Annotated in this window: 26 protein-coding genes; 14 read left to right on the top strand and 12 right to left on the bottom strand. The window is 72.5% G+C overall.

Going from position 1 to position 24,534, the window contains the following annotated elements:
• Positions 1-123: 123 nt before the first annotated feature.
• The 4 genes from IEY56_RS01870 (at position 124) to IEY56_RS01855 (ending at position 3,054) form a co-directional block, all read left to right on the top strand.
• The gene (locus IEY56_RS01870) at positions 124-456 is read left to right on the top strand and encodes a hypothetical protein (RefSeq protein WP_189035246.1); all 333 of its coding nucleotides are present in this window, start codon (positions 124-126) and stop codon (positions 454-456) included.
• A gap of 5 nt (positions 457-461) precedes the next feature.
• On the top strand, positions 462-1,829 hold the full coding sequence (locus tag IEY56_RS01865; protein ID WP_189035245.1) for a hypothetical protein: 1,368 nt from the start codon (positions 462-464) through the stop codon (positions 1,827-1,829).
• 47 nt (positions 1,830-1,876) lie between these two features.
• A complete protein-coding gene (locus tag IEY56_RS01860) occupies positions 1,877-2,161 on the top strand; it encodes a hypothetical protein (protein ID WP_189035244.1) in 285 nt (94 codons plus the stop codon).
• A 227-nt stretch (positions 2,162-2,388) separates the two neighbouring features.
• Complete coding sequence (locus tag IEY56_RS01855) at positions 2,389-3,054, top strand: 3'-5' exonuclease (RefSeq protein WP_189035243.1); 666 nt, start codon at positions 2,389-2,391, stop codon at positions 3,052-3,054.
• Positions 3,055-3,105: 51 nt separating this feature from the next.
• On the opposite strand, the gene IEY56_RS01850 is transcribed toward IEY56_RS01855, so the two are convergent.
• A complete protein-coding gene (locus IEY56_RS01850; RefSeq protein ID WP_189035242.1) occupies positions 3,106-3,447 on the bottom strand; it encodes a helix-turn-helix domain-containing protein in 342 nt (113 codons plus the stop codon).
• A gap of 313 nt (positions 3,448-3,760) precedes the next feature.
• Here IEY56_RS01850 and IEY56_RS01845 point away from each other — a divergent pair, with 313 nt between their 5' ends.
• Positions 3,761-4,108: a hypothetical protein gene (locus IEY56_RS01845; RefSeq protein WP_189035241.1), complete on the top strand. Its 348-nt coding sequence runs from the start codon at positions 3,761-3,763 to the stop codon at positions 4,106-4,108.
• A 145-nt stretch (positions 4,109-4,253) separates the two neighbouring features.
• Positions 4,254-4,739, top strand: a complete 486-nt coding sequence (locus tag IEY56_RS01840) for a peroxiredoxin (RefSeq protein WP_189035240.1) — start codon at positions 4,254-4,256, stop codon at positions 4,737-4,739.
• Positions 4,740-4,814: 75 nt separating this feature from the next.
• Here IEY56_RS01840 and IEY56_RS01835 read toward each other — a convergent pair whose 3' ends face one another.
• From IEY56_RS01835 to IEY56_RS01805, 7 genes are all read right to left on the bottom strand, one after another.
• Positions 4,815-5,231, bottom strand: a complete 417-nt coding sequence (locus tag IEY56_RS01835) for an ATP-binding protein (RefSeq protein WP_189035239.1) — start codon at positions 5,229-5,231, stop codon at positions 4,815-4,817.
• 264 nt (positions 5,232-5,495) lie between these two features.
• Positions 5,496-5,843, bottom strand: coding sequence for a monovalent cation/H(+) antiporter subunit G (mnhG, locus tag IEY56_RS01830; protein ID WP_189035238.1), 348 nt, complete (start codon positions 5,841-5,843; stop codon positions 5,496-5,498).
• Positions 5,840-6,205, bottom strand: a complete 366-nt coding sequence (locus tag IEY56_RS01825; protein WP_373292015.1) for an MrpF/PhaF family protein — start codon at positions 6,203-6,205, stop codon at positions 5,840-5,842. The genes mnhG and IEY56_RS01825 overlap by 4 nt, the downstream gene beginning before the upstream one ends.
• Positions 6,193-6,834 (bottom strand): Na+/H+ antiporter subunit E, encoded by a 642-nt coding sequence (locus IEY56_RS01820; protein ID WP_189035237.1) that lies wholly within the window; start codon positions 6,832-6,834, stop codon positions 6,193-6,195. Before IEY56_RS01820 ends, IEY56_RS01825 begins: the two co-directional genes overlap by 13 nt.
• Positions 6,831-8,561, bottom strand: a complete 1,731-nt coding sequence (locus IEY56_RS01815; RefSeq protein WP_189035363.1) for a Na+/H+ antiporter subunit D — start codon at positions 8,559-8,561, stop codon at positions 6,831-6,833. The genes IEY56_RS01820 and IEY56_RS01815 overlap by 4 nt, the downstream gene beginning before the upstream one ends.
• Positions 8,561-9,175 carry a Na(+)/H(+) antiporter subunit C gene (locus tag IEY56_RS01810; RefSeq protein ID WP_189035236.1) on the bottom strand — a complete coding sequence of 205 codons (615 nt, stop codon included), beginning with the start codon at positions 9,173-9,175 and terminating at the stop codon, positions 8,561-8,563. Before IEY56_RS01810 ends, IEY56_RS01815 begins: the two co-directional genes overlap by 1 nt.
• Positions 9,172-12,261, bottom strand: a complete 3,090-nt coding sequence (locus IEY56_RS01805) for a Na+/H+ antiporter subunit A (RefSeq protein ID WP_189035235.1) — start codon at positions 12,259-12,261, stop codon at positions 9,172-9,174. The genes IEY56_RS01810 and IEY56_RS01805 overlap by 4 nt, the downstream gene beginning before the upstream one ends.
• A 17-nt stretch (positions 12,262-12,278) precedes the next feature.
• Here IEY56_RS01805 and IEY56_RS28785 point away from each other — a divergent pair, with 17 nt between their 5' ends.
• The 4 genes from IEY56_RS28785 (at position 12,279) to IEY56_RS01790 (ending at position 15,405) form a co-directional block, all read left to right on the top strand.
• Positions 12,279-12,401, top strand: a complete 123-nt coding sequence (locus tag IEY56_RS28785; RefSeq protein ID WP_268241308.1) for a hypothetical protein — start codon at positions 12,279-12,281, stop codon at positions 12,399-12,401.
• Positions 12,402-12,511: 110 nt separating this feature from the next.
• Positions 12,512-13,192 (top strand): hypothetical protein, encoded by a 681-nt coding sequence (locus IEY56_RS01800; protein ID WP_229711462.1) that lies wholly within the window; start codon positions 12,512-12,514, stop codon positions 13,190-13,192.
• A 235-nt stretch (positions 13,193-13,427) separates the two neighbouring features.
• On the top strand, positions 13,428-13,622 hold the full coding sequence (locus tag IEY56_RS01795; RefSeq protein ID WP_045862158.1) for a hypothetical protein: 195 nt from the start codon (positions 13,428-13,430) through the stop codon (positions 13,620-13,622).
• Between the two features lie 64 nt (positions 13,623-13,686).
• Positions 13,687-15,405: a hypothetical protein gene (locus tag IEY56_RS01790; RefSeq protein WP_373292014.1), complete on the top strand. Its 1,719-nt coding sequence runs from the start codon at positions 13,687-13,689 to the stop codon at positions 15,403-15,405.
• Here IEY56_RS01790 and yczR read toward each other — a convergent pair.
• Positions 15,393-16,892, bottom strand: coding sequence for a MocR-like transcription factor YczR (gene yczR / locus IEY56_RS01785; RefSeq protein WP_189035233.1), 1,500 nt, complete (start codon positions 16,890-16,892; stop codon positions 15,393-15,395). The genes IEY56_RS01790 and yczR overlap by 13 nt on opposite strands.
• A gap of 207 nt (positions 16,893-17,099) precedes the next feature.
• Here yczR and yczE point away from each other — a divergent pair, with 207 nt between their 5' ends.
• The 4 genes from yczE (at position 17,100) to IEY56_RS01765 (ending at position 20,842) form a co-directional block, all read left to right on the top strand.
• Positions 17,100-17,831: a membrane protein YczE gene (gene yczE, locus IEY56_RS01780; protein ID WP_229711461.1), complete on the top strand. Its 732-nt coding sequence runs from the start codon at positions 17,100-17,102 to the stop codon at positions 17,829-17,831.
• A 78-nt stretch (positions 17,832-17,909) separates the two neighbouring features.
• Positions 17,910-18,752: a glycerophosphodiester phosphodiesterase family protein gene (locus tag IEY56_RS01775; protein ID WP_189035232.1), complete on the top strand. Its 843-nt coding sequence runs from the start codon at positions 17,910-17,912 to the stop codon at positions 18,750-18,752.
• 94 nt (positions 18,753-18,846) lie between these two features.
• Positions 18,847-20,202 (top strand): MFS transporter, encoded by a 1,356-nt coding sequence (locus IEY56_RS01770; RefSeq protein ID WP_189035231.1) that lies wholly within the window; start codon positions 18,847-18,849, stop codon positions 20,200-20,202.
• 256 nt (positions 20,203-20,458) lie between these two features.
• A complete protein-coding gene (locus IEY56_RS01765; protein ID WP_189035230.1) occupies positions 20,459-20,842 on the top strand; it encodes an RNA polymerase-binding protein RbpA in 384 nt (127 codons plus the stop codon).
• 133 nt (positions 20,843-20,975) lie between these two features.
• Here the strand turns inward: IEY56_RS01765 and fxsA are convergent, their stop codons facing one another.
• Genes fxsA through lnt form a run of 3 tightly spaced genes read right to left on the bottom strand, consistent with a single transcriptional unit; the run spans position 20,976 to position 24,268 of the window.
• Complete coding sequence (gene fxsA, locus IEY56_RS01760) at positions 20,976-21,623, bottom strand: FxsA family membrane protein (protein ID WP_189035229.1); 648 nt, start codon at positions 21,621-21,623, stop codon at positions 20,976-20,978.
• 3 nt (positions 21,624-21,626) lie between these two features.
• A complete protein-coding gene (locus IEY56_RS01755) occupies positions 21,627-22,397 on the bottom strand; it encodes a polyprenol monophosphomannose synthase (protein ID WP_189035228.1) in 771 nt (256 codons plus the stop codon).
• Positions 22,394-24,268, bottom strand: coding sequence for an apolipoprotein N-acyltransferase (lnt, locus tag IEY56_RS01750; RefSeq protein WP_189035227.1), 1,875 nt, complete (start codon positions 24,266-24,268; stop codon positions 22,394-22,396). Before lnt ends, IEY56_RS01755 begins: the two co-directional genes overlap by 4 nt.
• Positions 24,269-24,534 lie beyond the last annotated feature (266 nt).

Below are 24,534 nucleotides of genomic sequence, written 5' to 3'. Positions count from 1 at the left end.
CGTCGAGGGTGCGTCGAGAGTCCGGCGGCAGACGGGCGCCGCCGCTCCCCGGGCCCGCCGTCGCCCCCGCCGCGCGCATTGCCTACTCTTGCCGTCTACCTGAACCGACGGGGGAGTTGGCGCATGGGTGAGGGGTTCAGCGCGGTACCGGAATCGATCGACGGCAGCGCGCACCTTCTGCTGGAGATCGCCGGTCTCCTCGAACAGGGCAGCCTCGACGGGGACGTCGGCACCATGGCACGTGTGCCGCGCTCGCACGAGGACGTGTCGGCCGCGGTGCTGGACTTCGCCCGCTTCGCCGACGACCAGGGTCAGGACCTCGCCGCGCTGCTGACCGCCCTGTCGACCCTGCTCAAGGCCACGGGCAACAACTACACGGCCGTGGAGAGCAGCACCGCTGCCGCGCTGAAGGACTTCGTCGACTCGTCCGTGTACGTCGCGCCCGAGGGGAACTGATCGCGGTGGCCTACTACGCCGACGTCGAGTTCCTCGAGAACTGCGATCCGAAGCTGATCGAGCGCAACGCGGCCGAGTACAAGCGCATGCGCGACCTGCTGGACTCCCTCGAACCCTCCGTCAGGCGGGCGCAGTCCGTGGAGTGGACGAGCGACGCGCGCGCCTCCTACGAGGAGCGGCTGCAGGACGTCCGGGGCCTCGCCGAGGGGCTCATGGACGGCTACGAGGCAGCGTGGAAGGCGTTGCTGAAGTACGCCGACGCCGTCGAGGAGGCACGGAAGAAGCTCCGGCAGGGCGGCGACGCGCAGGACCGCCTCGCGGAGGTGATCTCCCGCGAGGCCACGCCGATCACGCGAGCGGCGCAGGACGCCGAGCCGATGCGCCGCTGGGAGGACATGCGGTCCACGACCGGCGTGCTCGACTGGTTCGCCGAACTGGGTGTGGACGCCGACGCCGTCAAGGAGGACGCCGACCGCTACTACGGCCAGGCCGACGAGGCGTTCAGCGCCGCCCTGCGCGCGGAGCGGGGTCCGCGCGCGGAGTGCGTCGCCGCCCTCAAGCGCGCCAAGGGCCTGATACCCGACTTCCGCACCGCGAACAAGGACGCGGCCGAACTGCTCTCCAGGGTCCGGGCGCTGTCCTCGGAGAAGGCGGAGTCCGCGGGCGACCCGCTGACGCGTCTGCCCGGCAGCACCGGGGAGAAGGGGAGCCTGCCCACGGTCGGCGACGAGAAGGTCTCGCCGCTGCTGCGGGACCTCCGGGACAACCGCAAGGGCATGCCCGACGTCGAGAGCATGTGGCTGACCGACGCCTCCGGCGGCAAGGAGGAGTGGATCGCCACGAACAAGGGCGCCATCAGGGAAGCGGCGCGGGCGTACGGCCTGCCGCCGGACATGATGGCGGGCATCGCCTGGATGGAGGTCGGCGGAAAGCCCTACGTCGCCGACGACGTGACCGAATGGGCCCGGCACGCCGCCGAGTCGGAGTGGAGCCCGCTCACTCCCGAAAGCCTCCCCGGACCTCTCGGAGGGGACCGCGACAACACCTCGTTCGGGCCGATGGCCGTACAGGTCCGCCGTGCCGCCGAAGTACTGGGTTACGACCCGGCGAACCTCACCGAGGACCAGCGGGACGAGTTGACGGCCTCGCTGAAGGACCCGAGCCAGAACATGCTGATCTCCGCCAAGTACATGGCGGACCTCAAGGCGCAGAGCTCCTTCGCCGACGTACCGGCCGACGAGATGACACCAGCCCAGTACCGCGAACTGGCCGCCCGCTACAACGGCGGCCCGTACTGGGAGAGCGGCGACGCCCAGGGCTACGCCGACAGGTTCGAGCAGAACCGCGAACAGGTCGAGCGGGCGCTGAGGTGACCGCGCGCGAAGGACCCCCGCCGGGGCGGGCCCGCAGGGCGGGGTCCGTGCTCAGCGTGCTCGTGCTCGTCACGTGCCAACTCGTCGCCGCGTTCTGGCTCTTCGTGGCGTTCTGGATGTCGCCGCGGGACGGGCACGACCGGGATGCGCTGGACGGCGCCGGCCTCGGCGCGCTGTTCACCATGGGCTTCGCCGTACCGGCTCTGCTGCTGACGATCGTGCCCGTCAAGCTGGGGTGGCTGCGGCGGCTCTGGTTCGCACCGCCTGCCGTCATGCTGGCGCTCGCAGCCGTCCGCTACGGGTATCTCGTCCACGTCTACGACCCCTGGTGACCGGCACCGGCCCGCCGGGCCGGTGACTCGGGCTTCCACTACCGGCGGCACGGTCCCGGACGACGCCGCCGGACGCCTGCGCGCAGCCCACTCCGGCGCCTGGCACCGCGCGGGACCGGCGCGTCAGACGGGCGGTGCGGCACGGATCGTGTCCCATAGGGGGCCGTAGGGAGACACCGCCGACCGTCGACTCGCCCCGGCCTGCCGGCCGGTGAAGGGAGCCAGGAGTGCCGCCACCGATCGCTGACGATCCCGGCTTCCGCGAAGTGCACTTCCTCGTCGTCGACTTCGAAGCCACCACTCCCGCCGGACACCCGCCCGAGCCCGTGGAGGTGGCCGCGCTGGGCCTCCGCCACCGCGAACGGTCCGGGCCGCAGCCGAGCGGTTTCCGGTGGGAGGCGCTGATGCGGCCCCCCGCCCGCGCACCGCTGACCCCGCGCGCAACCGCACACACCGGCATCCGTCCCGAGCAGCTCGCCGGAGAGCCGCCCGCGGAGGTCGTGCTGCGCCGCCTCGACGAGCAGGTCCCGCCCGGTCCCGCTGTGCTGGTGGCGCACAGCGCGCCGGTAGAGGCGGGCATCGTCCACCGCTACCGCACCGCCTGCCCGCGCCTTGCTCGCCTGCCCGTGCTCGACACGATCCGCATGGCGAAGAGCGCGCTGCCCGGCCTGTCCTCGTACGGGCTGGACGCGCTCCTCGATCACACCGGGCTGCCGCGTCCCTCCCGGAGGCACCGGGCCATGCCCGACGTCGAAGCCACCGCGCGGCTCTTCCAGTTGCTGCTGGCGGAGCTTGCCCGCGCGGCGAAGGTGCGCAGCCTCACCGAGCTGGTCTCCCGGTTCGCGCTCCCGGCCGAGGCCACCCGGCCCCGGCAGCTCACCCTGGACGAGTAGCGAGAAGGCGGCACCGCCGGGCAAAGGCTCCGGCCGGGCCCCGCCGCCCCCTCAAGTACCGCCGCGTGTCTCCTGGTTCGTGGCCGTCGGCGACGGCGGGGACGTCGGAGACGGGGCCGCCGGATCCGCCGCTTCCGGCGCCGGGTAGCGGGCGGCCAGTCCCTCCAGAAGCCGCAGGTACGCGGCGCGTTGGGGCGGCCGCGGTGCGCTGCGGCCGCTCTCCCAGTCGGCGACGGTCTCCCGGCGCTTCAACTGCAGTGCCGCCGCGACCTGTTGCTGGCTCAGACCGGCCGCGCGGCGCAGCCGCGCACGTTCGGCGGGAGGGGGCAGCTCGGCGCTCGCCTGCTTCAGCAGCGCGTCGACGGCCGCGAACAACTCCTCTTGACCGGCCACCCTTTCGACCTCCTCGTCCACCCGCGAGACCACACGCAGCGTAATCCGGAACGTACACCGAGCGTACTTGATACGTACGGGCAACGATCCTGGCCGAACGAGCTGGTCAACCGGTGCGCAGAGCACGTCCGTTCCGGTCAGAAAATGCGCGGGGTACGTGCCGTCTCCGTCGTTCACCTGCCCTGACAGCGGTGTCAGCGGGATACTCGTGCGTAACAGTCAACACGGGCGCGACGGCGAATGGCTGTACGGGCAGGGGGGCGCGAGGAGTTCGGCTCCGCGCGTCGGCCCGTACGGCCGGACAAGGGCTTTCATGGGGACGGCGACGATTCAGGTACGCGTGCTCGCCGTTGCGGGAACACGCGTGTGGGTGGCGGCGAGCGGCACCCTGTGCGTCCCGACGCTGCGGACGATGCACTACAGCCTGTGTGCGCGCATCGTGGACGAACGGACGCAGTTCTACCTGGACTTGAACCAGGTGCGCCGTGACGACGCCCTCTCCCCCGCCGAACTGCCGCGGCTGCTCCCCGACGGGAGACGGCTGCGCTTCCACATCGTCGGAGCCGAACCCGCCACAGCCGCCGCGCTCAAGGCCGACGCCCGGTGCCGTGCCTACCCGGACGTCGCCTCCGCATGGGAGAACTGGTCAGGGCAGCCGTGAGCCCCGTACCGTCCCTAGCGGCGGGCGCCCGGACGCGCGACGCGGGGCCCACAACAGCCCCGGCGTCGCGGGCACATGAAACCGGCACCGCCACGGCGCCCTGTCCCGGGCCGCCGTTCCGCACCGACGACCCTGGAGACACCCTGTGGCCGCGAGCCCTCGAACCGGTCAGCCCGCCCCTGACTTCACCCTCCCCGGCGGCGTACTGAAGGACGGAGAGTTCGAGCACGGCGAGTACGCGCTCTCGTCCCGGCGCGGGGCCCCGGTGGTCCTCGCCTTCTACCCCGGTGACGACACCGCCGTCTGCACCAAGCAGCTCTGCTCGTACTCCTCGGGGCTGGAGCAGTTCGAGGGGTGGGATGCCGAGGTGTGGGCCGTCAGCCCGCAGGACCTGGCGAGTCACGCCTCGTTCGCCGCGAAGCACGGGCTGCGCATGCCGCTGCTGGCGGACACGGGGCGGGAGGTCGCGCGGGCGTTCGGGGTCGCGGCGCCCGGAATCGGCCTGCGCCGCGCGGTCTTCCTCATCGGGCCGGACGGGACGGTGCACTGGAAACATGTCGCGCTGCTCGGTGCGACGTATCAGCCGGTGGAGACGCTCACGCGGCATCTCGCGCAGATGCGCGACAGCTGAGCCCGCTGGGACCACGGCCCGGACCTCGCCGGACGCAGCGTCCGGGCCACCGCCGGGGGCAGGCCGGAGGGCGTGTCAGGCCGCGTCCAGCACGGCGCACACCGTCTTGCCTCCGCCCGGCGCGGCGCTCACCTTCAACTGCCGTGCCAGGCACTGCACCAGGGCGACGCCGCGCCCGCTCTCCCCGTCGGCGGCCGGCGGACGGGCCTTGGGTATCCGGGAGCCCTCGTCGCGTACCTCGACGGTCACCTGGCCGTCCGCGCTGCTGAGCCGCAGCCTGCACCGGCCGCGGCCGTGCCGTGTGGCGTTGGTGACGAGTTCGGAGACGACGAGGTTCGCCTCGTCCACGTGCCTCGCGGCTTCTGGGGGCGTGCGGGAGCCGTTGAGGAAGCCCGTCGTCAGCCGCCTCGCCCACCGGGCGGACACCGCCTTGCGCGGCAAGGTGTACTCGACGCGCGCGGTGCGCCGTACGGGGCGCCTGCTGGCCCGCATGTCGTCCACTCCTCTCGTGCCTGCACCGGAGGCGCTTCCGGGCTTCCGGACTGATGTCCCGCCTGCGGCCGGTGTGTCGTGCGGAAAGCGATCCGGGGGGTCTTCTTCCCAGGCCCTCTTTCGGCATTCGCCCGAACTGCCCGAAGACGCACCCGCCACGGGAACTCCACAAACCGGTCGTATTCCCTGCGAATCAGCTCCACCCGCTTGCCCGGTCGCACCGCCGGAGCGTTCCGTCAGGCAGCGGGCGGGCTGTGGCGTACGTCAGAGTCTCCTCGAGGCCTGTCCGAACTCATCGACGACGAGATGCTCGCGGTCGAGCTTCTCGGAGCGGTAGGCGGCCCTGCCCACCATGTGCGCCGCCACCGGGACGGTCACGAGCTGGAACAGGCCGACGAGGACGAGCGTCCCCATGTCGGCGCCGCTGCGCAGGCGCAGTCCCGCGCCGAGCAGCACCAGCAGCAGACCGAACGTCTGGGGCTTGGTGCCGGCGTGCATGCGCGACAGCACGTCCGGGAGCCGCAGCAGTCCGATGCCGGCGAGCAGGCACAGCACCGCTCCGAGCAGCATGCACACGGCAGATGCCGCATCGGCGGCGTCCGACCATTTCATCCGGCACTCCCCTGTTCGTCGCCGCCCGCCTCCGGCCGGCGTCCGTCCGCGTTCCGTCCTTCGGCGTGGGGGCTCTCGCCCTCGTCCGCGTCGTCGGTGCCCGCCTCGTCCCGCAGCGCGAGGAAGCGGGCGATGCTCACCGAGCCCGTGAAGCCGAGGAAGGAGAGCACGAGCAGCGCGGGCAGGTAGAAGGGGATCTGCCGTACCGCCGTCAGCACGCCGGTCCCGGCCATCACCACCGCGACCAGCGCGTCGAGGGCGACGGCGCGGTCCAGCATCGAGGGGCCACGGACGAGGCGGATCGTCACCAGCACGCCGGACGCCAGCAGCAGGCCCACCACGAAGCTCATCAGCGTCTCCAAGGCCCGCCTCCCTTCCGGAAATTGCCCGGCCCGCCCGCCCCGAGGGCCTCGACGTCCGCACGGGTGCCGAACGCCTCGACGACGCGGGCCTCCAGCCGCAGCACCTCGTAACGCGCCCGCTCCCGCTCGGACTTCTCGCCCGCACCCACCACGTGCACGTACAACGTGCCCGAAGGGCGGTGCACGTCCAGGACGTTGCTGCCGGGGACGGCGGAGACCGCGATGGACGTCGCCGTCAGCATCAGGTCGCTCGGGCAGCGCAGGCGTACGGCCAGCACCGCGCACAGCGGCGGGCGGATCCCGAGGATGTACCTGTTCAGCCGCCAGCTGGAGACGACCATGTCCAGCAGGAAGCGCAGGCTGAAGCGGAGGATGCCCGCCGGGCGCAGCCGTACCTGCGTCTCGATGGGCGGCAGCGGGAAGACGACGCACACGACGACGCCGATGAGGGCCCCCGTGAGGGCGTTCGCCGCGGTCGGCGTCCCCCACAGCAGCATCCACAGCAGCGTCAGCCCGAGCACCATGGGCCACTGCGCGGCCCGCAGCCGGCCGCGGTGCCGGCGGTTCGTGCCGCCCTGCGGGCTCGCGCGTCCCGTGTGGCCTTCGCCGCCGGGCCGGGGTTCGCTCATCTGCCGGTCACCGCCTCGACGTAGGGCGTGCGGGCCGTGAGCTCGTCGGCCACGCGTTCGGTCAGGCTCGTGAGAGGCCCGGCCAGCACCGTGAAGGCCAGGCCGAAGGAGACCATCGCGATCGTGGGCCCGAGCATCGTCGCCGGCGGCTCGCCGGTGGTGATCGCCCGCCCGCCGAAGGTGGCTGCCTCGGTCCGGCCGGAGAGGACCTGGACGTCCACCGGCCCGCCCGGGGCGCTGCCCGGTTCGGCGGACGTGCCGTAGGCGCCCTCCGACGCGGCTCCGGCCGTGCCGGAGCCCTCCCGCTCGTCGGCGTCGTCACTCTCGTCGCTCTCCACGATGTCGAGGACGACGCCCAGTACGTACAGCTCCGGCGGCGCGGCCCTCCAGAAGGCGAGGTTCCATGCCTTGGCGAGCGCGTACAGCGTGAGAAGGCTGGTGGCCGTGGCGGCCGCGATCACGACGGTCACGAGAACGCCGCCGTGCAGGAAGCCCGCGCGCAGCAATGCCAGCTTGCCGAGGAACCCGGAGAGCGGCGGGACACCGGCCAGGTTCATGGCCGGGATGAAGAAGAGCAGGCCGAGCACCGGGGAGAGCTTCGCGATCCCGCCCAGCCGCTGCATGTCGGTGGTCACGCCCCGCCGTTCGACGAGGCCGACGACGAGGAAGAGCGTGGTCTGGACGGTGATGTGGTGCGCCACGTAGAAGACGGCTCCGGCGAAGCCCGGCCGGGACGCCAGCGCGATGCCGAAGACCATGAAACCGATGTGGCTGATGAGCGTGAACGACAGCAGCCGCTTCAGGTCGGTCTGGGCGACCGCGCCGAGGATGCCCACGACGAGCGACAGCAGGGCGAGCACGAGCAGCACGTCGTCCAGCCGGCCGTCGGGGAAGAGCAGGGTCTGGGTGCGCAGCATCGAGTAGATGCCGACCTTGGTCAGCAGTCCGGCGAACACGGCCGTCACCGGGGCGGGAGCGGTGGGATACGAGTCGGGCAGCCAGGCGGCGAGGGGGAAGACCGCGGCCTTGATGCAGAAGACGGTCAGCAGCGAGATCTGCGCCATCAGGCTGACGCCGTCGGGCAGCCGGTCGAGCCGTCCCGCGAGCTGGGCCATGGTGACGGTTCCCGTCGCCGCGTAGACGACGGCGATGGCGGCGAGGAAGAGCACGGACGACAGCAGCGAGACGATCGCGTACGTCGCCCCCGCCCGGATGCGGGTGACGGTCCCGCCGAGGGTCAGCAGCACGTAGCTGGCGGTCAGCATGATCTCGAAGCCGACGTAGAGGTTGAAGAGGTCGCCGGCGAGAAAGGTGTCGGAGACGCCGGCGACCAGGACGAGGTAGGAGGGGTGGTAGATGGACAGCGGTGTGGCTTCGTCGTTGTCTGCCATGCCCTGCCCGATGGAGTAGAGCAGCACGCACAGCGTCACGGCCGAGGAGATCACCAGCATCAGCGCGGAGAGCCTGTCGGCGACCAGCACGATGCCGACGGGCGGCTTCCAGCCCCCGGCGTACATCACCTGCGGCCCGTGCTGGTCGGCGTCGATGAGCAGCATCAGCGCGACCGCGAGGACGGCGGCGAGCACGACGGAACTGATCACACGCTGGGTGCGCTGGAGCCGTACGCCGATGGCGAGTTTCAGTCCGGCGGCGAGCAGCGGGAGGATCACCGGGAGGGGGACCAGCGCGGACGACGTGGACGCCGCTTCGGCCGTCGTCGCGGCGATCACCGGTCGGCCCCCAGGATCGTCTCCCACTCGTCGTCCTCGTCGGTGCCCGCCTCGGCGTGCGCGCCGCGTACCCGGTCGGCGCGCAACTCGGCGCGCGCTCTGCGGCGCGCCTCCCGGTACTGGGCGCGGTCGCGCCGCAGGTGCTGGAGGAGACCGCCGCCCGACGGCTCCTCGACGGCGCGGGCCTCCTCGCGGCTCTTGGCGCGCTGGGCGCGGTAGACCGTGCGCAGCCGCTCCCGTTCCTCCGCGTAGTCAGCCCGCTGTGCGACGCGGAGGTCCTCCACGTCGTCCTGGACGTCGTCGGTGCCGGACAGCTGCCACGCCCGGTAGGCGACCGTGGAGAGGAACGCCGTGAGCGCGAGGCTGATGACGATGGCCGTGAGGACGAACGCCTGCGGCAGCGGATCCGCCATGCGGCTCGGTTCGATGCCCGGGTAGAGCAGCGGCGAGCGGCCGGCCGCTCCCGAGGTGGCCAGCAGCAGGAGGTTGACGCCGTTGCCGAGGACGACCGCGCCGAGGACGATCCGGGTGAGCGGCCGGCTCAGCAGCAGGATCGTGCCCACGGCGACGAGCCCGCCGCCCGCGACGACCAGTGCCAGCGTCTCGTTCATGCCCCGCCCTCCCCCGGCGGGCGGGTGCCGCCCTCACCGCCGCCCGCGGCTTCCCCGCCGCCGGTGCGCGGCCCGCCCCGCGACTCGTTCCGCAGGTCCCTCTCCACCCGGCGGTCGATGCCGGAGCCCAGGCTCCGCAGGACGTCCAGGACCACACCGAGTACGAGCAGGTAGACGCCGGCGTCGAAGAGCACCGGGCTCGCGGCGTGGTAGTCGCCGATGACCGGCAGACTGCCGTGGTAGACCGCCGACTTCAGGACCGACCCCTTCGCGATCAGCCCCACCAGCCCGGTGAGCGTCATGGTGAGGAGGCCGAGACCCAGCAGGAAACCGGCGTCGACAGGTGCGGCCGCCGCCAGTTCGTGGCGTCCGCCCGCGAGGTAGCGCACCGCGAGCGCCAGGCCGGCCACGAGCCCGGCGGTGAACCCTCCCCCCGGCAGGTTCTCGGCGCAGAACAGCAGATAGAGCGAGAGAACCACGATGGGGTGGAAGACGAGGCGGGCCACCACCTCGAAGATCACGGAGCGCCGCTCCGGGTCGAGCGTGCCGGAGGCGGTGAGCCACGTGCGGCGCGGGAGGGCGCCGACCGCCGACGGATAGGCGACGCCCTCGGGGCCCAGCACGGACCCGGCGCGTCTGCGGCCGCTCTCCCCTCCGCCGCGCGGTGCGGGCGGTCCGGCGGCGGGGCGGCCCGGTCCGCCGGGGGGCTGTCCCGCGGCTGCGGCGGTCTCGCCGGGGACGGCACTGCCCGGACGGCGCCGCAGATAGACGAGGCTCGTGACACCGACGACGGCGACCGCGAGGACCGCGGACTCCCCCAGGGTGTCCCAGGAGCGCAGGTCGACAAGGGTGTTGGGGACGATGTTCTTCAGGCCGTGCTCCGCGGTGGCCACGGTCAGGCCCGGCCCCGCAGGAGGGTCAACGCGGGCGGCTCCGGCGACGTACGTCAGCACGGCGGCGAAGCCCCCCGCGGCGAGACCCGTCACCACCTGGGTGACGCGCCGCGGGGTGCTGGTGCGCCGCTGGCTCGGGAAGCGGGCCGGGAGGCGCCTGAGCACCAGAACGAACACCACCAGGGAGACCGTCTCCACCGCGAACTGGGTGAGCGCCACGTCCGGGGCGCCGTGCAGTACGTACAGCACGGCGGTGCCGTAGCCGGTGACGCCCGCCAGCACCACGGCCTTCATGCGGTGGCGGGAGATCAGGCACAGCACGGCGACGACGCAGATGATCAGCACGACCCCGAGCTGCGGCACGGAGTCGTACCAGCGGATCGTCCCCACGTGCCTCCACGGCGGATCGACGATCATGGCGGTGCTCTGGGCCGTGATCAGGAAGGCGAGGGCGGTGCCGAGGTAGATGGGCAGCGATCCCCGCTGCACGGCGCCGGTGATCTCAAGGGACCCGCGTTCCAGCGACCACAGGGACCGGGCGAAGACCTGCGCGCCTTCCACGACGGCCATGCGTTCCGCGAACCGGCCGAGGGGGCTCATCGTGAGGAAGAGCAGCGCGCCGACGGCCCAGGTCAGCAGGGAGAGCCACAGCGCCGCCCCGAATCCGTGCCACAGCGAGAGGGTGAACTTGCCGCCGTCCGCCGGGAGTTCGTCGGCGTACAGGGACAGCAGCCGGTCCAGCAGGGAGACCCCTGGACCCAGGACGAGCCCCGCGAGGGAGCACAGCGCGGGCGGCAGGAGCAGGAACGGTCCGCTCGTACCGCGCAGCGGCGTGGCGATGGGCGCGGCCTGCTTCGCCACGCCCGCCTCCTCCTCGGCGCCGGGAAGGGCGGGCGCGGGCTTCGTGGCGAAGGCCCCCCACAGGAACCGCAGGGTGTAGGCGGCCGTCAGGGCGGACCCGGCCGCGACCGCCCCGCTCAGCCACAGCGCGGTGCCGCCGCCCTCCAGGAGCGAGGTGAAGGCCGCTTCCTTCGCCGCGAAGCCGATCAGCGGCGGGATCCCGGCCATGGACGCCCCCGCGAGCACGGCGACCGCGCACACCCCGGGCATGGAGCGCCCCAGTCCGGAGAGCTGGTTGAGGTGGCGTGTGCCGGTGGCGTGGTCGATGATGCCGACGACGAGGAAGAGCGGCGCCTTGAACAGGGCGTGCGCCAGCAGCAGGGCGGCCCCGGCGAGTGCGGCGTCCCGGGTTCCCCTGCCGAACAGGAGCATGAGCAGGCCGAGTTGGCTGACCGTCCCGTACGCCAGGAGCCGTTTGAGGTCGGTCTCGCGCAGAGCGCGCCAGCCGCCGAGCAGCATCGTCGACGCCCCGAGGACCAGGACGGTCACGCGCCACGGCACGGCGTCGGCGTACGCCGGGGCGAACCTGCCCACCAGGTAGACGCCGGCTTTGACCATGGCGGCGGCGTGCAGGTAGGCCGAGACGGGCGTCGGCGCGGCCATCGCGCCGGGGAGCCAGAAGGTGAAGGGCCACACCGCGGACTTCGACAGCGCGCCGGCGAGCACCAGCAGCAGCGCCGCCACGACGCTCCCCGAGGCCTCCGGGGGGCGCTCCAGCAGTCCGGAGACGCTGAAGGTGCCGGCTTCCCTGCCCAGGATCAGGAACCCCAGAAGCATCGCGAGGCCGCCGAAGGTCGTGACCATCAGCGACTGCAGCGCGGCGAGCCGGTTGGGGCGGCGCTCGGGGACGTGGCCGATCAGCAGGAAGGAGAAGACCGTCGTCAGCTCCCACAGGACGTAGAGCACGATCAGGTCGTCGGCGAGCACCAGGCCGAGCATCGCGCCTGCGAAAGCGGTGAGAGTCCCGGCGAACTGCCCCAGCCCGAACTCCGCCCAGCTGAAGTAGCCGGCGCAGTAGACCAGTACGAGCGCCCCGACGGCCCCGACGACGAGCACCATGAGCAGCGCCAGCGCATCGCAGCGGAAGGCGAGTTCGACCCCCAGCTGGTCCATCCACCGCCATCGCTGGACGAGCACGCCGCCGTCCGCGACCTCCGCGTAGTGCGCGAACGCCCAGCCTGCCGCCGCGGCCGGGACGAGGGCCAGGACGAGGAACGCCCGCGACCCCAGCCACCGCACGAGCAGCGGTGCACAGCACGCCCCGGCGAAGTGGAGGAGGATCAGCGACAGCACAGCGCGATGATCGCACGATGAATCCGGCATTCCTCGCAAAAGGGAAGCTCTCCCGGCGGGACGGCGCGCTGCGCCGAAGCCCCGTCACCGACCGGTCCGGACGGGCCGGCGCCTTGGCGACGAAGATCATCCGCGAATAACAGCGCGACTCTCTGGGGCCGCTGGTCCGACAGTCATCCGGTGACTGACGAGAGGAACTGCCTCTCCCTCCACGTCGCCGTTCCCGATCGCCCCCGGAGGGGCGGGAAACGTGGAGGTCCGGCCACTGGTCGACGGTGAGGACGTCCTGGCGGCGGAGGTGTTCACGGAAGGGCCGTGCGAAGACCCCGGATACCTCCTGCTGCCGGATGCCCCTCTTACGGCTGGCACCGAGCCGCACGAGGTACGGCTGGCCGAGGCAGGATGCACCAAGGGGTGCTGCGGCGCTCTCTACGTGACCGTCCGGCGCGACGGCGACCACGTGATCTGGAGCGAGTGGCGCAACCCCGGGGAGAACGTTGTTGGCCTGCCTGAGTTCCGGTTCGACGCAGAGGAATACCAGGCAGAGGTCGAGCGAGCGGTCGCGGACCGCAGCTGGGAGTGGCCGGCGCGCACCGTTGCACGTCTGCTGGAGCTGGACCTTCGGGAGCGCAGCGACTGGCTTGCGCGGTGGGAATGTGAACTCGGCGGAGTGTCCGCCTGGCTCTGGGAGCCCGGCCAGATCGACCTCTTCCTCTTCCACCCAGGCCGTTCGGCCATCAGGGAGAGCCGCCCGTGGCTGCAGTTCCGGCTGGTGCTCGACGTCTCCAGCGACGCCCCTGAAGTGCAGGCCAGGAGACTGGCCGAACAACTCGTGGCGAGTGACCCACGTCAGACAGGCGAGGTCTGCGGCGGATCTCCCGAATACGCCCGGCAGCTCAGTCACCCATGGCCACAGCGGCGGAGAGGCTGAATCTCAGTACCGCCGGGATCTCATCTGAGCTTCATCCGCGGCCGCCTACCGACGGGGCTGTCCGCGAGAGGCTGCCGGGCGGACGCAGGACGGCGGCGCCGGTTCCGCCCACCGGCACTCGCCGCCGGACGCCGGCGGACTCGCGGTGAATCACCCGGTTGCCCGTTTCCCAGCCTGTGCACTTTCTGTGAACCTGAAGGAACTCAGGGTGATGTCCCCTACATCAGGAGTCCCCATGATTCTCAGCATCTCCGGCGTCCTCCTGCTCGGCTTCATCATTTTTCTCTTCACCCGCAAGGACGGTCTGAAGTTCTCGCACGCGCTGGTCTGCGCGCTGTTCGGCTTCTACCTGGCCGGCACCGCCATCGCGCCGAGCATCAAGGCGGGCGGCGCGAGCCTTGCCGGACTGCTCGGCGGCATCAAGTTCTGAAACGGCGACGGCGGACGCCGCGCCGCCATTCGGCCGCAGAGATCCGCTTCACTCAGGAGGTTCCGTGGCGCGTTGGCCGCTCCCCCGGCCGCGACGGGGTCCGGGCCCGGCGATGACCGGGCGGGCGCACAGCCTCGTGCGCTCCGGCACCGACGGTGCCCTCGACGTGCTCCATCCCGTGATCACGCTCGTGCGAGGGCTCGGCCGGCTGGTCGTGCTCGCCGTGCGCTGGTGGTCCCGGACGCCGAAGGAGCGCCGCGGCCCGGTCCTCTTCCTGCTGGGAGTGGGCGTGCTGGTCGTGGCGCTGATGCCGTGGGGTCCGGCGTTCGCCGTGGTCCTGGTGGTGGGCGCGGCCGCCTGGCAGGGCCGGGAGGGCTCGGGTGTGGGCGCCGACCCCAGCGAGGAGGAGAGCAAGCGGCTGCAGGCGGTCTACGAGGCGCTGGTCCCCCTCTTCGCGCTGCAGGACGACCCGAACCCGCAACCCCTGTTCGCCCACGACGGCAGCTGGGAACGGGCCTTCGAGGAGATCGAGTTCACCGACGACGGACGCATCGGCCGTCTGCTGCTGCGCTACCCCGCCCACTTCCGCGACAGCGACGCGAAGCTCCGCTTCCTCGTGGAGCGGCTGCTCGGCGCCAAGTCGGGGCGCGACCGCGAGTACCGCTTCGTGTGGGACGAGGAGCGCAACGAGCTGGAGATGACCGTCCCCGAGCCACTGCCCGAGGGCATCCGCGCCCAGCGGTTCGTGACGGGCCCCGGCGAGGTCGTACTCGGCTTCACCGACGCGGACTCGGTGCACCGCCGGGTGCCCGTCACCGATGCGGGCCAGGCGCGCGACGTCCCCCCGGTCGTGTGGCGTACGGGCGCGCGGGCGACGGAGTCGCACCTCCTCGTCGTCGGTGCGCCCGGTGCGGGCTCGACCACGCTGCTCCGCTCGGTGGTCCTGCAGGCTCTCGAACACGGCGACGTCCTGGTCGTCGACGGCAGCGGCTCCGGGGAGTACGCGTGCCTCGCGGGGCGGGCCGGCGTCCTCGCCGTGGAGACGTCGCTGACGGGGGCGGTGGCGTGCGCGGAGTGGGCGGTGCACGAGACGGAACGGCGCCTGTCCGTGGCGAGCCGCGCCCGGCAGGCGGGAAACCTCGTCCCCGACGACGCCCGGCGGCCGCTGTGGATCGTCCTCGACAGGCCCGCCGCACTCAGTCATCTGGCCCGTACGGAGGGCAGACGCGACCCCCAGGAGCTGCTCCAGGTCCCGCTGCGGCACGGGCGGGCCGCGAACGTGACGGTCGTCGTGGCCGAGCACTTCGAGTGCGCGGACGAGCTGAACCGCGCCGTGCGCTCCTACTGCAGGGCCCGCGTCGTGCTCGGCACGGCGTCTCCGGAGGAGGCCTGGTCGGTGCTCGGCGTGGACGCCGTCTCCCCGCCCGGGCCGCTCACGCCTCCGGGCCGCGGTTTCGCCCGGCTGGGCGCGGGCCCCGTGCTCCGGCTCCAGGTTCCGGCGACCCCCGACCCGCTCGACGACGCCGCGAACGAGGGCGAACGGCGGGCCGTGCTGCGGCTGTTGCCGCCTCTGGCGAGCGGGCGGACGACGGGCGGCACGAGTGTCCGGACGCGGGAGCCGGACATGCCGGTGCCTCCGGAGCCGTCCCCTCAGCAGGGATCGCACCCCACCGTGCCGACGGCCTCCGTACCGGAGAAGAGCGTCACCGGTACGGCAGCCGCCTCGGCCGCAGCGGCGCCGGTGGCGGTCTCGGAGCAGCAGGCAGGCGCTCAGGCCACGTAGGTGCGAGGGACGTCTCCCTCGGGGACCGCGCCCGTCCGCACCATGTCGGCGGCCTTCGCGAGGCGGGCGACGGCCTCGTCGACGAGCGGATCGGCGACGGTGAAGAGCAGCCGCACGTAGCCCTCGAAGGCGCCGTCCACCCCGAAGCGCGTCCCGGCGGGCACCCGTACCCCGATGCGCTCACCGGCGTCCGCGATGCGCGAGCCGGACAGCCCGCCCGTGCGGGTCCAGAGGGTCAGGCCGCCCTTCGGAACGGTGAACTCCCAGTCGGGCAGCCGGTCCCGCAGAGCGGTGACGAGCGCGTCGCGGTTCTCGCGGGCCCGGGCGCGCCGCACCGCCACCGCCGCGTCCCAGCCGTCGCCCGTCATCAGCCGGGCGACGGCGAGCTGTTCGAGTACGGGGCTGCCGAGGTCCGCGTAGACCCGGGCCGCGACGAGGCTGCGGATCACCTCCGGCGCGGCACGCACCCAGCCGATGCGCAGGCCCGCCCAGATGGCCTTGCTGACGGAGCCGACGGTGATGACGGCCGAGCCGCCCGGGTCGAACGCGGCGACGGGACGCGGGAGTCCGGCATCCTCGTCGAGAGTCAGGTCGGTCATCGACTCGTCCGCGACGAGGACCGTCCCGGCCGCCCGCGCGGCCGCCACCAGGTCACGCCGCTGGTCGTCCGTCGCGAGCGCTCCCGTGGGGTTGTGGTAGTCGGCGATGACGTAGGCCATGCGGGGAGCCGCGTCCCGGAACGCCTGCTGCCATGCGGGCAGGTCCCAGCCCGCCAGTTCCGCCGCCATCGGCACGGGCACCAGCCGGGCGCCGGCGTCCCGCAGCAGGTGCAGCACGTTGGCGTACGAGGGGTGCTCGACGGCGACCCGCTCACCGCGCGGGGTGAGGAGACGCGCGAGCGCCGCGACGGCCCCCATGGCACCGGTCGTGACCATGATCTGCTCGGGCATGGTGGGCACACCGCGCGCCGTGTAGCGCTGGGCGAGTGCCTCCCGCAGCGCGGGGAGTCCGGCGGGGTAGTTGCCGTGCGTGTGGGTGTAGGGCGCGAGGTCGCCCACCGCGCCCTGGAAGGCGTCGGTGAGATGCGGTTCGGGGGCCAGGAACGAGGCGCAGGCGAGGTCGATGACCGAACCGGCGGACTCGGGCGGCAGCGGCTCCAGCCCGCGGGTGGGCAGCGGCTTCCCGGCGGGGACCGCGGTCCAGCTGCCGGAGCCGCGACGCGACGCGAGGAACCCGTCGTTGCGGAGCGCTTCGAAGGCGGCGGCCACCGTCGTCCGGCTGACGCGCAGGGCCGAGGCGAGTTCACGTTCGGCCGGTAGGCGGGTGGCCACCGGCAGGCGGCCCTCCAGTACGAGCAGGCGTACGCCGTCGGCCAGCGACCGGTACGCCGGCACGCGGTGTCCGGCCTCCGCCGCGGTTGCGGCACGCTGGGATGCCAGCAGCCGCGCCAGCTGCGGCGCTCCGACAGCAGAGGTCCACTGCGCCATGTTTGCGGTCCACCTTCCCCGGATTGGCCATGGATGTGGCCTGATCGACGGTTCCAGACTGCCACGCATGCACTCACCCGCGCCAGGACTCCTGACGCGGCACGCGACGCAACGCGGCGCCCCGCCGGCGCGCGGCGGAGCGCCGAAGAGACCCGGGGATCCGGCGGAAACCACGAGGTCGTGGAAAGTCAAGGGAAGGGGCCGGTCTTGTCCGTCTTCAAGGCAGCGCGCAGTACCGGCCGGGCGGCGTCCGGCGGGCCCCGCAAGTACCTCGGCCGCCGTCTGGCACAGCTGTACGCGGGGCTGCTGCTCTACGGGGCGAGCGCCGGCCTGATGGTCCAGGCCGGCCTCGGGCTCGACCCGTGGGACGTCCTCCACCAGGGCGTCGCCGAGCGCACGGACCTGTCGATCGGCGTCGTCGCGATCATCGCGAGCGGCGTGGTGCTGCTGCTGTGGGTGCCGCTGCGCCAGCGTCCCGGCCTCGGCACGGTCTCCAACGCCCTGCTGGTCGGGCTCGCCATGGACGGCACGATCTTGCTCGTACCCGCCCCTGACGCACTCGCGGCGCAGATCCCGCTGATGGTGGCGGCCGTCGTCCTCAACGGTGCCGCCACCGGCCTCTACATCTCGGCGCGCTTCGGCCCCGGCCCCCGCGACGGGCTGATGACGGGGCTGCACCGCGTGACGGGCCGTTCGATCCGGCTCGTACGCACAGGGATCGAGGTGACGGTCCTGGTCTCCGGCTTGCTGCTGGGCGGCACGGCCGGGGTCGGCACCGTCCTGTACGCGCTGGCCATCGGCCCGCTCTCGCAGCTCTTCCTGCGGGTGTTCGCGGTCCCGGGTCCTCCCGCGTCGCCCGTCCGACGCAAGGCCGACCCGGCGGACGGCGAGGACGTACGGCCGTCCTCGCCCGCACCGCCGCCCGAACCCCGCGCATAGCCCACCGCACGGGCAGAGGCCGTGCCCGGCGCACCCCGCTCCCGCGACGGGACGGCCCCGCGCGATACTGCGGCGGTGATGAGCGCCGAGCACCCCGCCGCCCCCGGGCCCCCGCACCGCGCCCGCCCCGCACGCCGGGCGCCGCGGCACCCCTTCCTCGACCATCCGGCACCCCTGGCCTTCGCCCACCGGGGCGGTGCCGCCGAGGGCCTGGAGAACACCTTCAGCGCCTTCGAGCACGCCGTACGGCTCGGCTACCGCTACCTGGAGACCGACGTCCACGCCACGGCCGACGGGCAGCTCGTCGCCTTCCACGACGCCACGCTGGAGCGCGTGACGGACGCCCGAGGCGTGATCGGCGAGCTGACCTGGTCAGAAGTGCGGCAGGCCCGCATCGGCGGCAGCGAGCCGCTGCCCCTCATGCGCGACCTGCTGCGGGCCTTCCCCTCGGCGCGCTGGAACATCGACGTCAAGGCCGAGGCCGCGCTCCTGCCCCTGCTCGAACTGCTCGCCGAACAGGAGGCGTGGGCGCGGGTGTGCGTGGGCTCCTTCGAGGAGGCCAGAGTGGCACGGGCCCAGGACCTCGCCGGTCCCCGGCTGGCCACGTCTCTCGGAACCCGCGGGGTGATACGCCTCCGGCTGCGCTCGTACGGCCTGCTCCCGGCGTGGGCGGTGCGGCGCAGCGCCGTGTGCGTGCAGGTTCCCGAGCGCCATCGTTCGGGGGTCCCGGTGGTCGACCGGGCCTTCGTACGGGCCACCCACGCCCGCCGGATGCAGGTGCACGTCTGGACCGTCAACGAACGGGATTCGATGGAGGAGTTGCTCGACCTGGGAGTTGACGGCATTGTGACCGATCACATCGAGACACTGCGCGAAGTCCTCATCGAGCGGAACGCGTGGCTGCCCGGCTCTTCCCACTAGCCGGGCCGCAGCACGCACACACCGGCCGCGGACGCGGACGGGACGGGCAGCGCATGCAGGCACCACGGGGTGCCGCGGAGGCAGGGGGACAGCTGTGAGTGCAGTCGTGACCGACGCCGGAGCCGGGGACGGCACGGCCGAGCGCCGCCGTGAGCAGCGCGGCTGGTACTTCTACGACTGGGCCAACTCGGTCTTCTCCACCTCGGTGCTGACCGTCTTCCTCGGGCCGTACCTGACGGGGATCGCCAAGGCCGCCGCCGACGCCGAGGGATTCGTCCACCCGCTGGGCATCCCCGTGCGGGCCGGTTCGTTCTTCGCCTACGCGGTCTCCGCCTCCGTCCTGCTGTCCGTGCTGGTGATGCCGCTCGCCGGCGCGATAGCCGACCGGACCGGCCGCAAGAAGCCGATCCTCGGGGTGGCCGCCTACGTGGGCGCCGGTGCCACGTCCGGGATGTTCTTCCTGGAGGGCGAGCGCTACCTGCTGGGCGGGGCGCTGCTCGTGGTCGCCAACGTGGGCTTCGCGGTGGCCGCGGTCATCTACAACGCGTTCCTGCCGCAGATCGCGGGGCCGGAGGAGCGGGACGCCGTCTCCTCACGCGGCTGGGCCTTCGGCTACGCCGCGGGATCGATCGTCCTCGTCGGCAACCTCGCCCTCTTCCTCGGCCACGACTCCCTCGGAGTCACCGAGGGCTCGGCCGCCCGCATCTGCATCGCCTCGGCCGGAGTGTGGTGGGCCGTCTTCACGATCGTGCCGCTGCGGCGGCTGCGGGAGCGCCCGGGGACGGCGGCGGGCGAGCGCGTGTCGCTGCTCAGCGGCTGGCGGCAGCTCGCCGAGACGGCGCGTGAACTGCGGCGCTACAGGCTCACGATGCTCTTCCTGCTGGCGTACCTCGTCTACAACGACGGGGTGCAGACCGTCATCACGCAGGCGTCCGTCTTCGGCTCGGAAGAACTGGGCCTGGACCAGACGACCCTGATCTCCGCGATCCTGCTCGTCCAGGTCCTGGCCGTGGCCGGGGCGCTGCTGATGGGGCGCCTCGCACAGCACTACGGGGCCAAGCGCACGATCCTCGGGTCCCTGGCGGCCTGGACGGTGACGGTCGCCGCCGGCTACTTCCTGCCGGCCGGCGCCCCGGGGTACTTCTTCGTGCTGGCCGCCGGGATCGGGCTGGTGATGGGAGGCAGCCAGGCGCTGTCCCGTTCGCTGTTCTCCCAGCTCGTACCGCCCGGCAAGGAGGCGGAGTTCTTCTCCCTGTACGAGGTGAGCGACCGGGGGACGAGCTGGCTGGGGCCGCTCGTGTTCGGGCTGGCCTACCAGCTGACGGAGAGCTACCGGGCCGCGATCATCTCGCTTCTCGTCTTCTTCGTTCTCGGTTTCGTCCTGCTTTTGCGGGTACCGGTGGAGCGGGCGGCGAAGGCCGCGGGGAACCCGTTGCCGGAGCGGATTTAGGACATGCGGCGGCGGCCGGGTAGTGTACGCCCTCGACTCGCCGGATGGAGCGTTACCGCACGGCGGGAGATGAGATCGCTGGGTGACATCTCCTGCCAGTTGTGACAAACCGGTCATTGGTGGGTATCAGAAGGGCGGCACGACGGACGACGCATCTCCCGTTTCGGGAATCTTCACCGCCGACCGGACGTTGACCAGATGACGACGACAGCGACATACCTGTCCTGTGGGCGACAAGCCCGGGAGGCACGAATTCATGAGTGAGCGAGCTCTTCGCGGCACGCGACTCGTGGTGACCAGCTACGAGACCGACCGCGGTATCGACCTGGCACCGCGCCAGGCCGTGGAGTACGCATGTGAGAGCGGCCATCGCTTTGAGATGCCGTTCTCTGTAGAGGCCGAGATCCCGCCCGAGTGGGAGTGCAAGGTGTGCGGTGCACAGGCACTCCTCGTGGACGGCGAAGGGCCGGAGGAGAAGAAGGGCAAGCCGGCGCGTACGCACTGGGACATGCTCATGGAACGGCGCACCCGTGAGGAGCTCGAAGAGGTTCTCGCGGAGCGTCTGGCCGTGCTCCGGTCCGGCACGATGAATCTCGCGGTGCACCCGCGGGACGGCAACAGCAAGCGCAAGTCCGCCTGAGAGCCTGAACGGCGCGGTCAGTACCGCGCCGGGCGCGACAGCGGCTTCGTGAACACGAACGCGGCCCGGTGACCATCTCGCATGGTCGCCGGGCCGCGCTTCGCTGTACGGACTCCGCCGGGCGCCGGGCCGCTCAACGCGTGGGCGGGTCGTCGTCCCGTACGACCTCGCCCTCGATGACCTCGCCCTCGACGATCTTGCCGTCGGGGCGGTGGATGCGCATCTGCTCCTCCGCCTTGCGGGCCTGCTGGTAGGCGTCCCCGAGACTGCCGGACGCGAAGCCCGAGCGGCGCTCCAGGTGCCGCCTCGCCGTACGGCGCATCAGCGCGGCGGTCGGCGGGAAGAGGCACAGCAGCCCGGCGGCGTCGGAGAGCAGGCCGGGCACCATCAGCAGCAGCCCGCCGAGCATCACGAGCGCGTTCCCGCCGCCCCCACGTTCGTCGCGTCGCCGCGCTTCGCCCGCTCCCCCGGCGGCCTCGGACTGCGCCTGCTGCACCTGCTCGGAGAGCCTGCGCCAGGCTCTCCGCCCGGCGCGTTTGATGACGACGGCGCCCACCACGAACCCCGCCACCAGCAGCCCGAGCACGGCCAGACCACCGGCAGCGTCGGCCACGAGGGTCAGAAGCCAGATCTCCAGCAGCGCCCACGCGGCCACCGCGAGCGGAAGGAACCGCCGGACGCGGGAACGCGGGACGGGATCACGGCCCTTCGCGGCGCCGGGGGTCTCGCCGCCCGGCTGCTCGCCGGAGGGCCCGTAGGGAAACGGTGCACGGCTCGTCATGGTTCAAGTGTGCCTGTGACCGAGCAGCCGCTTCACCCGGCCCTGCACACCCCAGACGGCGACCCGCCACAGCGCCTCCGTCGCGATGCTGCGGCTCATCTTGGAGTCGCCGCGCTCGCGCTCGACGAAGGTGATCGGCACCTCGACGACGTGGAAGCCCGCCCGGACTGCCCGGTGGGCGAGATCCACCTGAAAGCAGTACCCCTGGGAGGTCACCGCGTCGATGCCGAGGCCCTGCAGGGTCTCGCTGCGGAAGGCGCGGTAGCCGCCGGTGACGTCACGCAGCGGGAGGTCGAGGAGCACCCTCGAGTAGAGGCTGCCGCCCCGCGAGAGGATCTTGCGCGACCGCGGCCAGTTGACGACCCGGCCGCCCGGCACCCAGCGGGAGCCGAGCACGAGATCGGCCCCCTTCAGAGCGGTGAGCAGCCGGGGCAGCTCCTCAGGCTGGTGCGAGCCGTCGGCGTCCATCTCGACCAGCACGCCGTATCCGTGCTCGATGCCCCAGCGGAAGCCCGCGAGGTAGGCGGCGCCGAGGCCCTCCTTGCCCTTGCGGTGGAGGACCTTGATCCGGTCGTCCTGGGCGGCCAGCTCGTCGGCGATCTTGCCTGTCCCGTCGGGGCTGTTGTCGTCGGCGACGAGGATGTGCGCGTCCGGGACGGACTCGCGGACGCGCGCGGTGACGAGCTCGATGTTGTCGGCCTCGTTGTACGTCGGGATGATCACCAGAACACTGCCGAGCGGACCGTTCCGCCGCCGCTGTCCGCCGTCCGTCACTGCTGCCCCTCTTGCTTCTGCCGTACGTGCCGCGTCTGCTGCGCCTGCCGGACGGACCGGCTGCGCCCGGCGAACCAGGCTGCGGCGCAGGAGAGGACGCCCACCATAGCGAGCAGCCACTCCGGGGCGGCGCCGACGCGGTCGGCCAGCGTGGTGTCGTCGCGCAGGGGCAGCGTCGCGGTCAGCACGTCCCGCTCGAACTCCTGTGTGCGCTGCTGGATGGTGCCGTCGGGGGCGACCACGGCGCTGATACCGCTGGGGGCCGCGGTGACGACCGCCCGGCCGTGCTCGACGGCGCGCAGCTTCGACATCACCAGCTGCTGCTCCGGCTGACCCGTCCTGCCGTACGTGGCGTTGTTGGTCTGCACTACGAGGGCGCGCGCACCGGCGTTGACGGTGTCCCTGGGGATCTCGTCGTAGGCGACCTCGAAGCAGATCACGTCGCCCAGGCGGGCGGGGCCGGTCTGCAGCACACCCGTGCGGTCGCCGGGCCAGAAGTCCCGGGGGATGCGCTGAAGCCGGGTGATGACCTTGCTGAGCTCGTCGCGGAAGGGCACGTACTCGCCGAAGGGCACGGGGTGCTGCTTGGTGTAGGAGGCGCCCGGGCCCTTCTTCGGGTCCCAGACGATCCCCTGGTTCTTGACGTAGCCCTCACGGCTGGGGTGGTCGACGAGGGCACCGACCAGGATGGGGACGCCGATCGCCTTCGCCGCCTGGTCGATGCGGTCGCCCGCCTCGGGCCACTTGTACGGGTCGAGGTCGGAGGAGTTCTCCGGCCAGATGACGAGCTCGGGCTGCTTCACCTTCCCGGCCTTCACCTTGCGGGCGAGGTCGAGCGTCGTATCGACGTGGTTGTTGAGGATCTTCATGGGACGCCCGAGGAACTCCATGCCGGGCTGCTGCACGTTCCCCTGCACGACGGCGATGTCGGCGGTGTCGTCGGCGGCGGTCGGCACCGGCACGGCGTATCCGGCTCCGGTGACGGCGACCGCGAGCGTCAGCGAGCCCACGAGCGGCACAAGGTTCGCGTAGCTGCGGACGCCCGCCGGTACGGGGGTGCTGGAGTCTGGGTCGGTGACGCGCTCGGACTGAACTTTGCGGCGCAGCCCCCACACAGCCAGCGCGGCCCCCGCGAGAGCGGTCCCGGTGAGAGCGGCGGCGAAGGTGACCAGCGGCGCTCCGCCGAGTGCGGCGAGCGGCGTGTAGGGCGAGCCGGTGTTGGCGAAGGCGATGCGCCCCCACGGAAAGCCACCGAAGGGCGTACGGTCGCGCGCCCACTCCTCGGCGACCCACAGGCACGCGCCCCACAGGGGCCACAGCGGCAGACGTGACGTGGCGGCGAGTGCGGCGCCGAGGAGCAGGACGAAGAGGCTCTCGAGGAAGGCGAGGCCCAACACGGCGTCCCAGCCCACCACATGGAGCCACTTGAGCAGGACGGTGAAGAAGGGCCAGCCGAAGGCGAAGCCCGTCCATGCCCCTTGCCGGACGGTGCGCCCCCGAGTGAGGAGGCTGAGCGCGGTCACGGCGAGGATCGACAGCGGCCACAGCCCGTAGGGAGGGAAGGCGAGAGCGAGGGCCACGCCGGCCGCCGCGGCGGCAGCGGTGCGCGGGGTCTCGCGCCGTATGAGGCCGTTGAGGCGGCGCAGCCGCCCAGGCCGGGCGGCGGGCGCCCCGTCTTCGGCGGGCTCCGCCGGTGCGGGCTCCGAGAGGTGCTGCGCGGTGGCCGGTCCGGCGTCCGCGGTGCCGGTGCCGGTTCCGGCTTCCTCCTTCTGCGGGCTGCGGGGCTGCTCCGTCCCGTCGGGGGTGTCCGGCCGCTCGGCGGGGCGGCCGCCCGCGGCGGATGCGGCTGTGGTCTCGGAACCCGATGGCACGATCGCGCCCTTCCTGCAGGTCGTGAGGTCGTGATGTGACCGTATAACGCGCGGGCGCCCCGGCGGGGCGTGGGTCGGCAATGCCGGGGACGAAATCAGGGGCCGGACGCGCCCGTACGGCACCTCCCGCGGGAGGCGGATCGGCGGGGCTTCGGGATCTTGCCCGGTTCAGCGCCGCGGCGCTGTGGAGACGCGGAAGCTGCGGGGAGACGTGCCGCGAGGGCCGAGGCTCTGACGAGGGGTGCGGCTGCTGGGGCCTGGCGCCG

This window comes from Streptomyces daqingensis (assembly GCF_014645895.1).
GTDB lineage: Bacteria > Actinomycetota > Actinomycetes > Streptomycetales > Streptomycetaceae > Streptomyces > Streptomyces daqingensis.
Note: the sequence above shows the minus strand (reverse complement) of the source record. Positions and strands in the feature narration are given on the sequence as shown.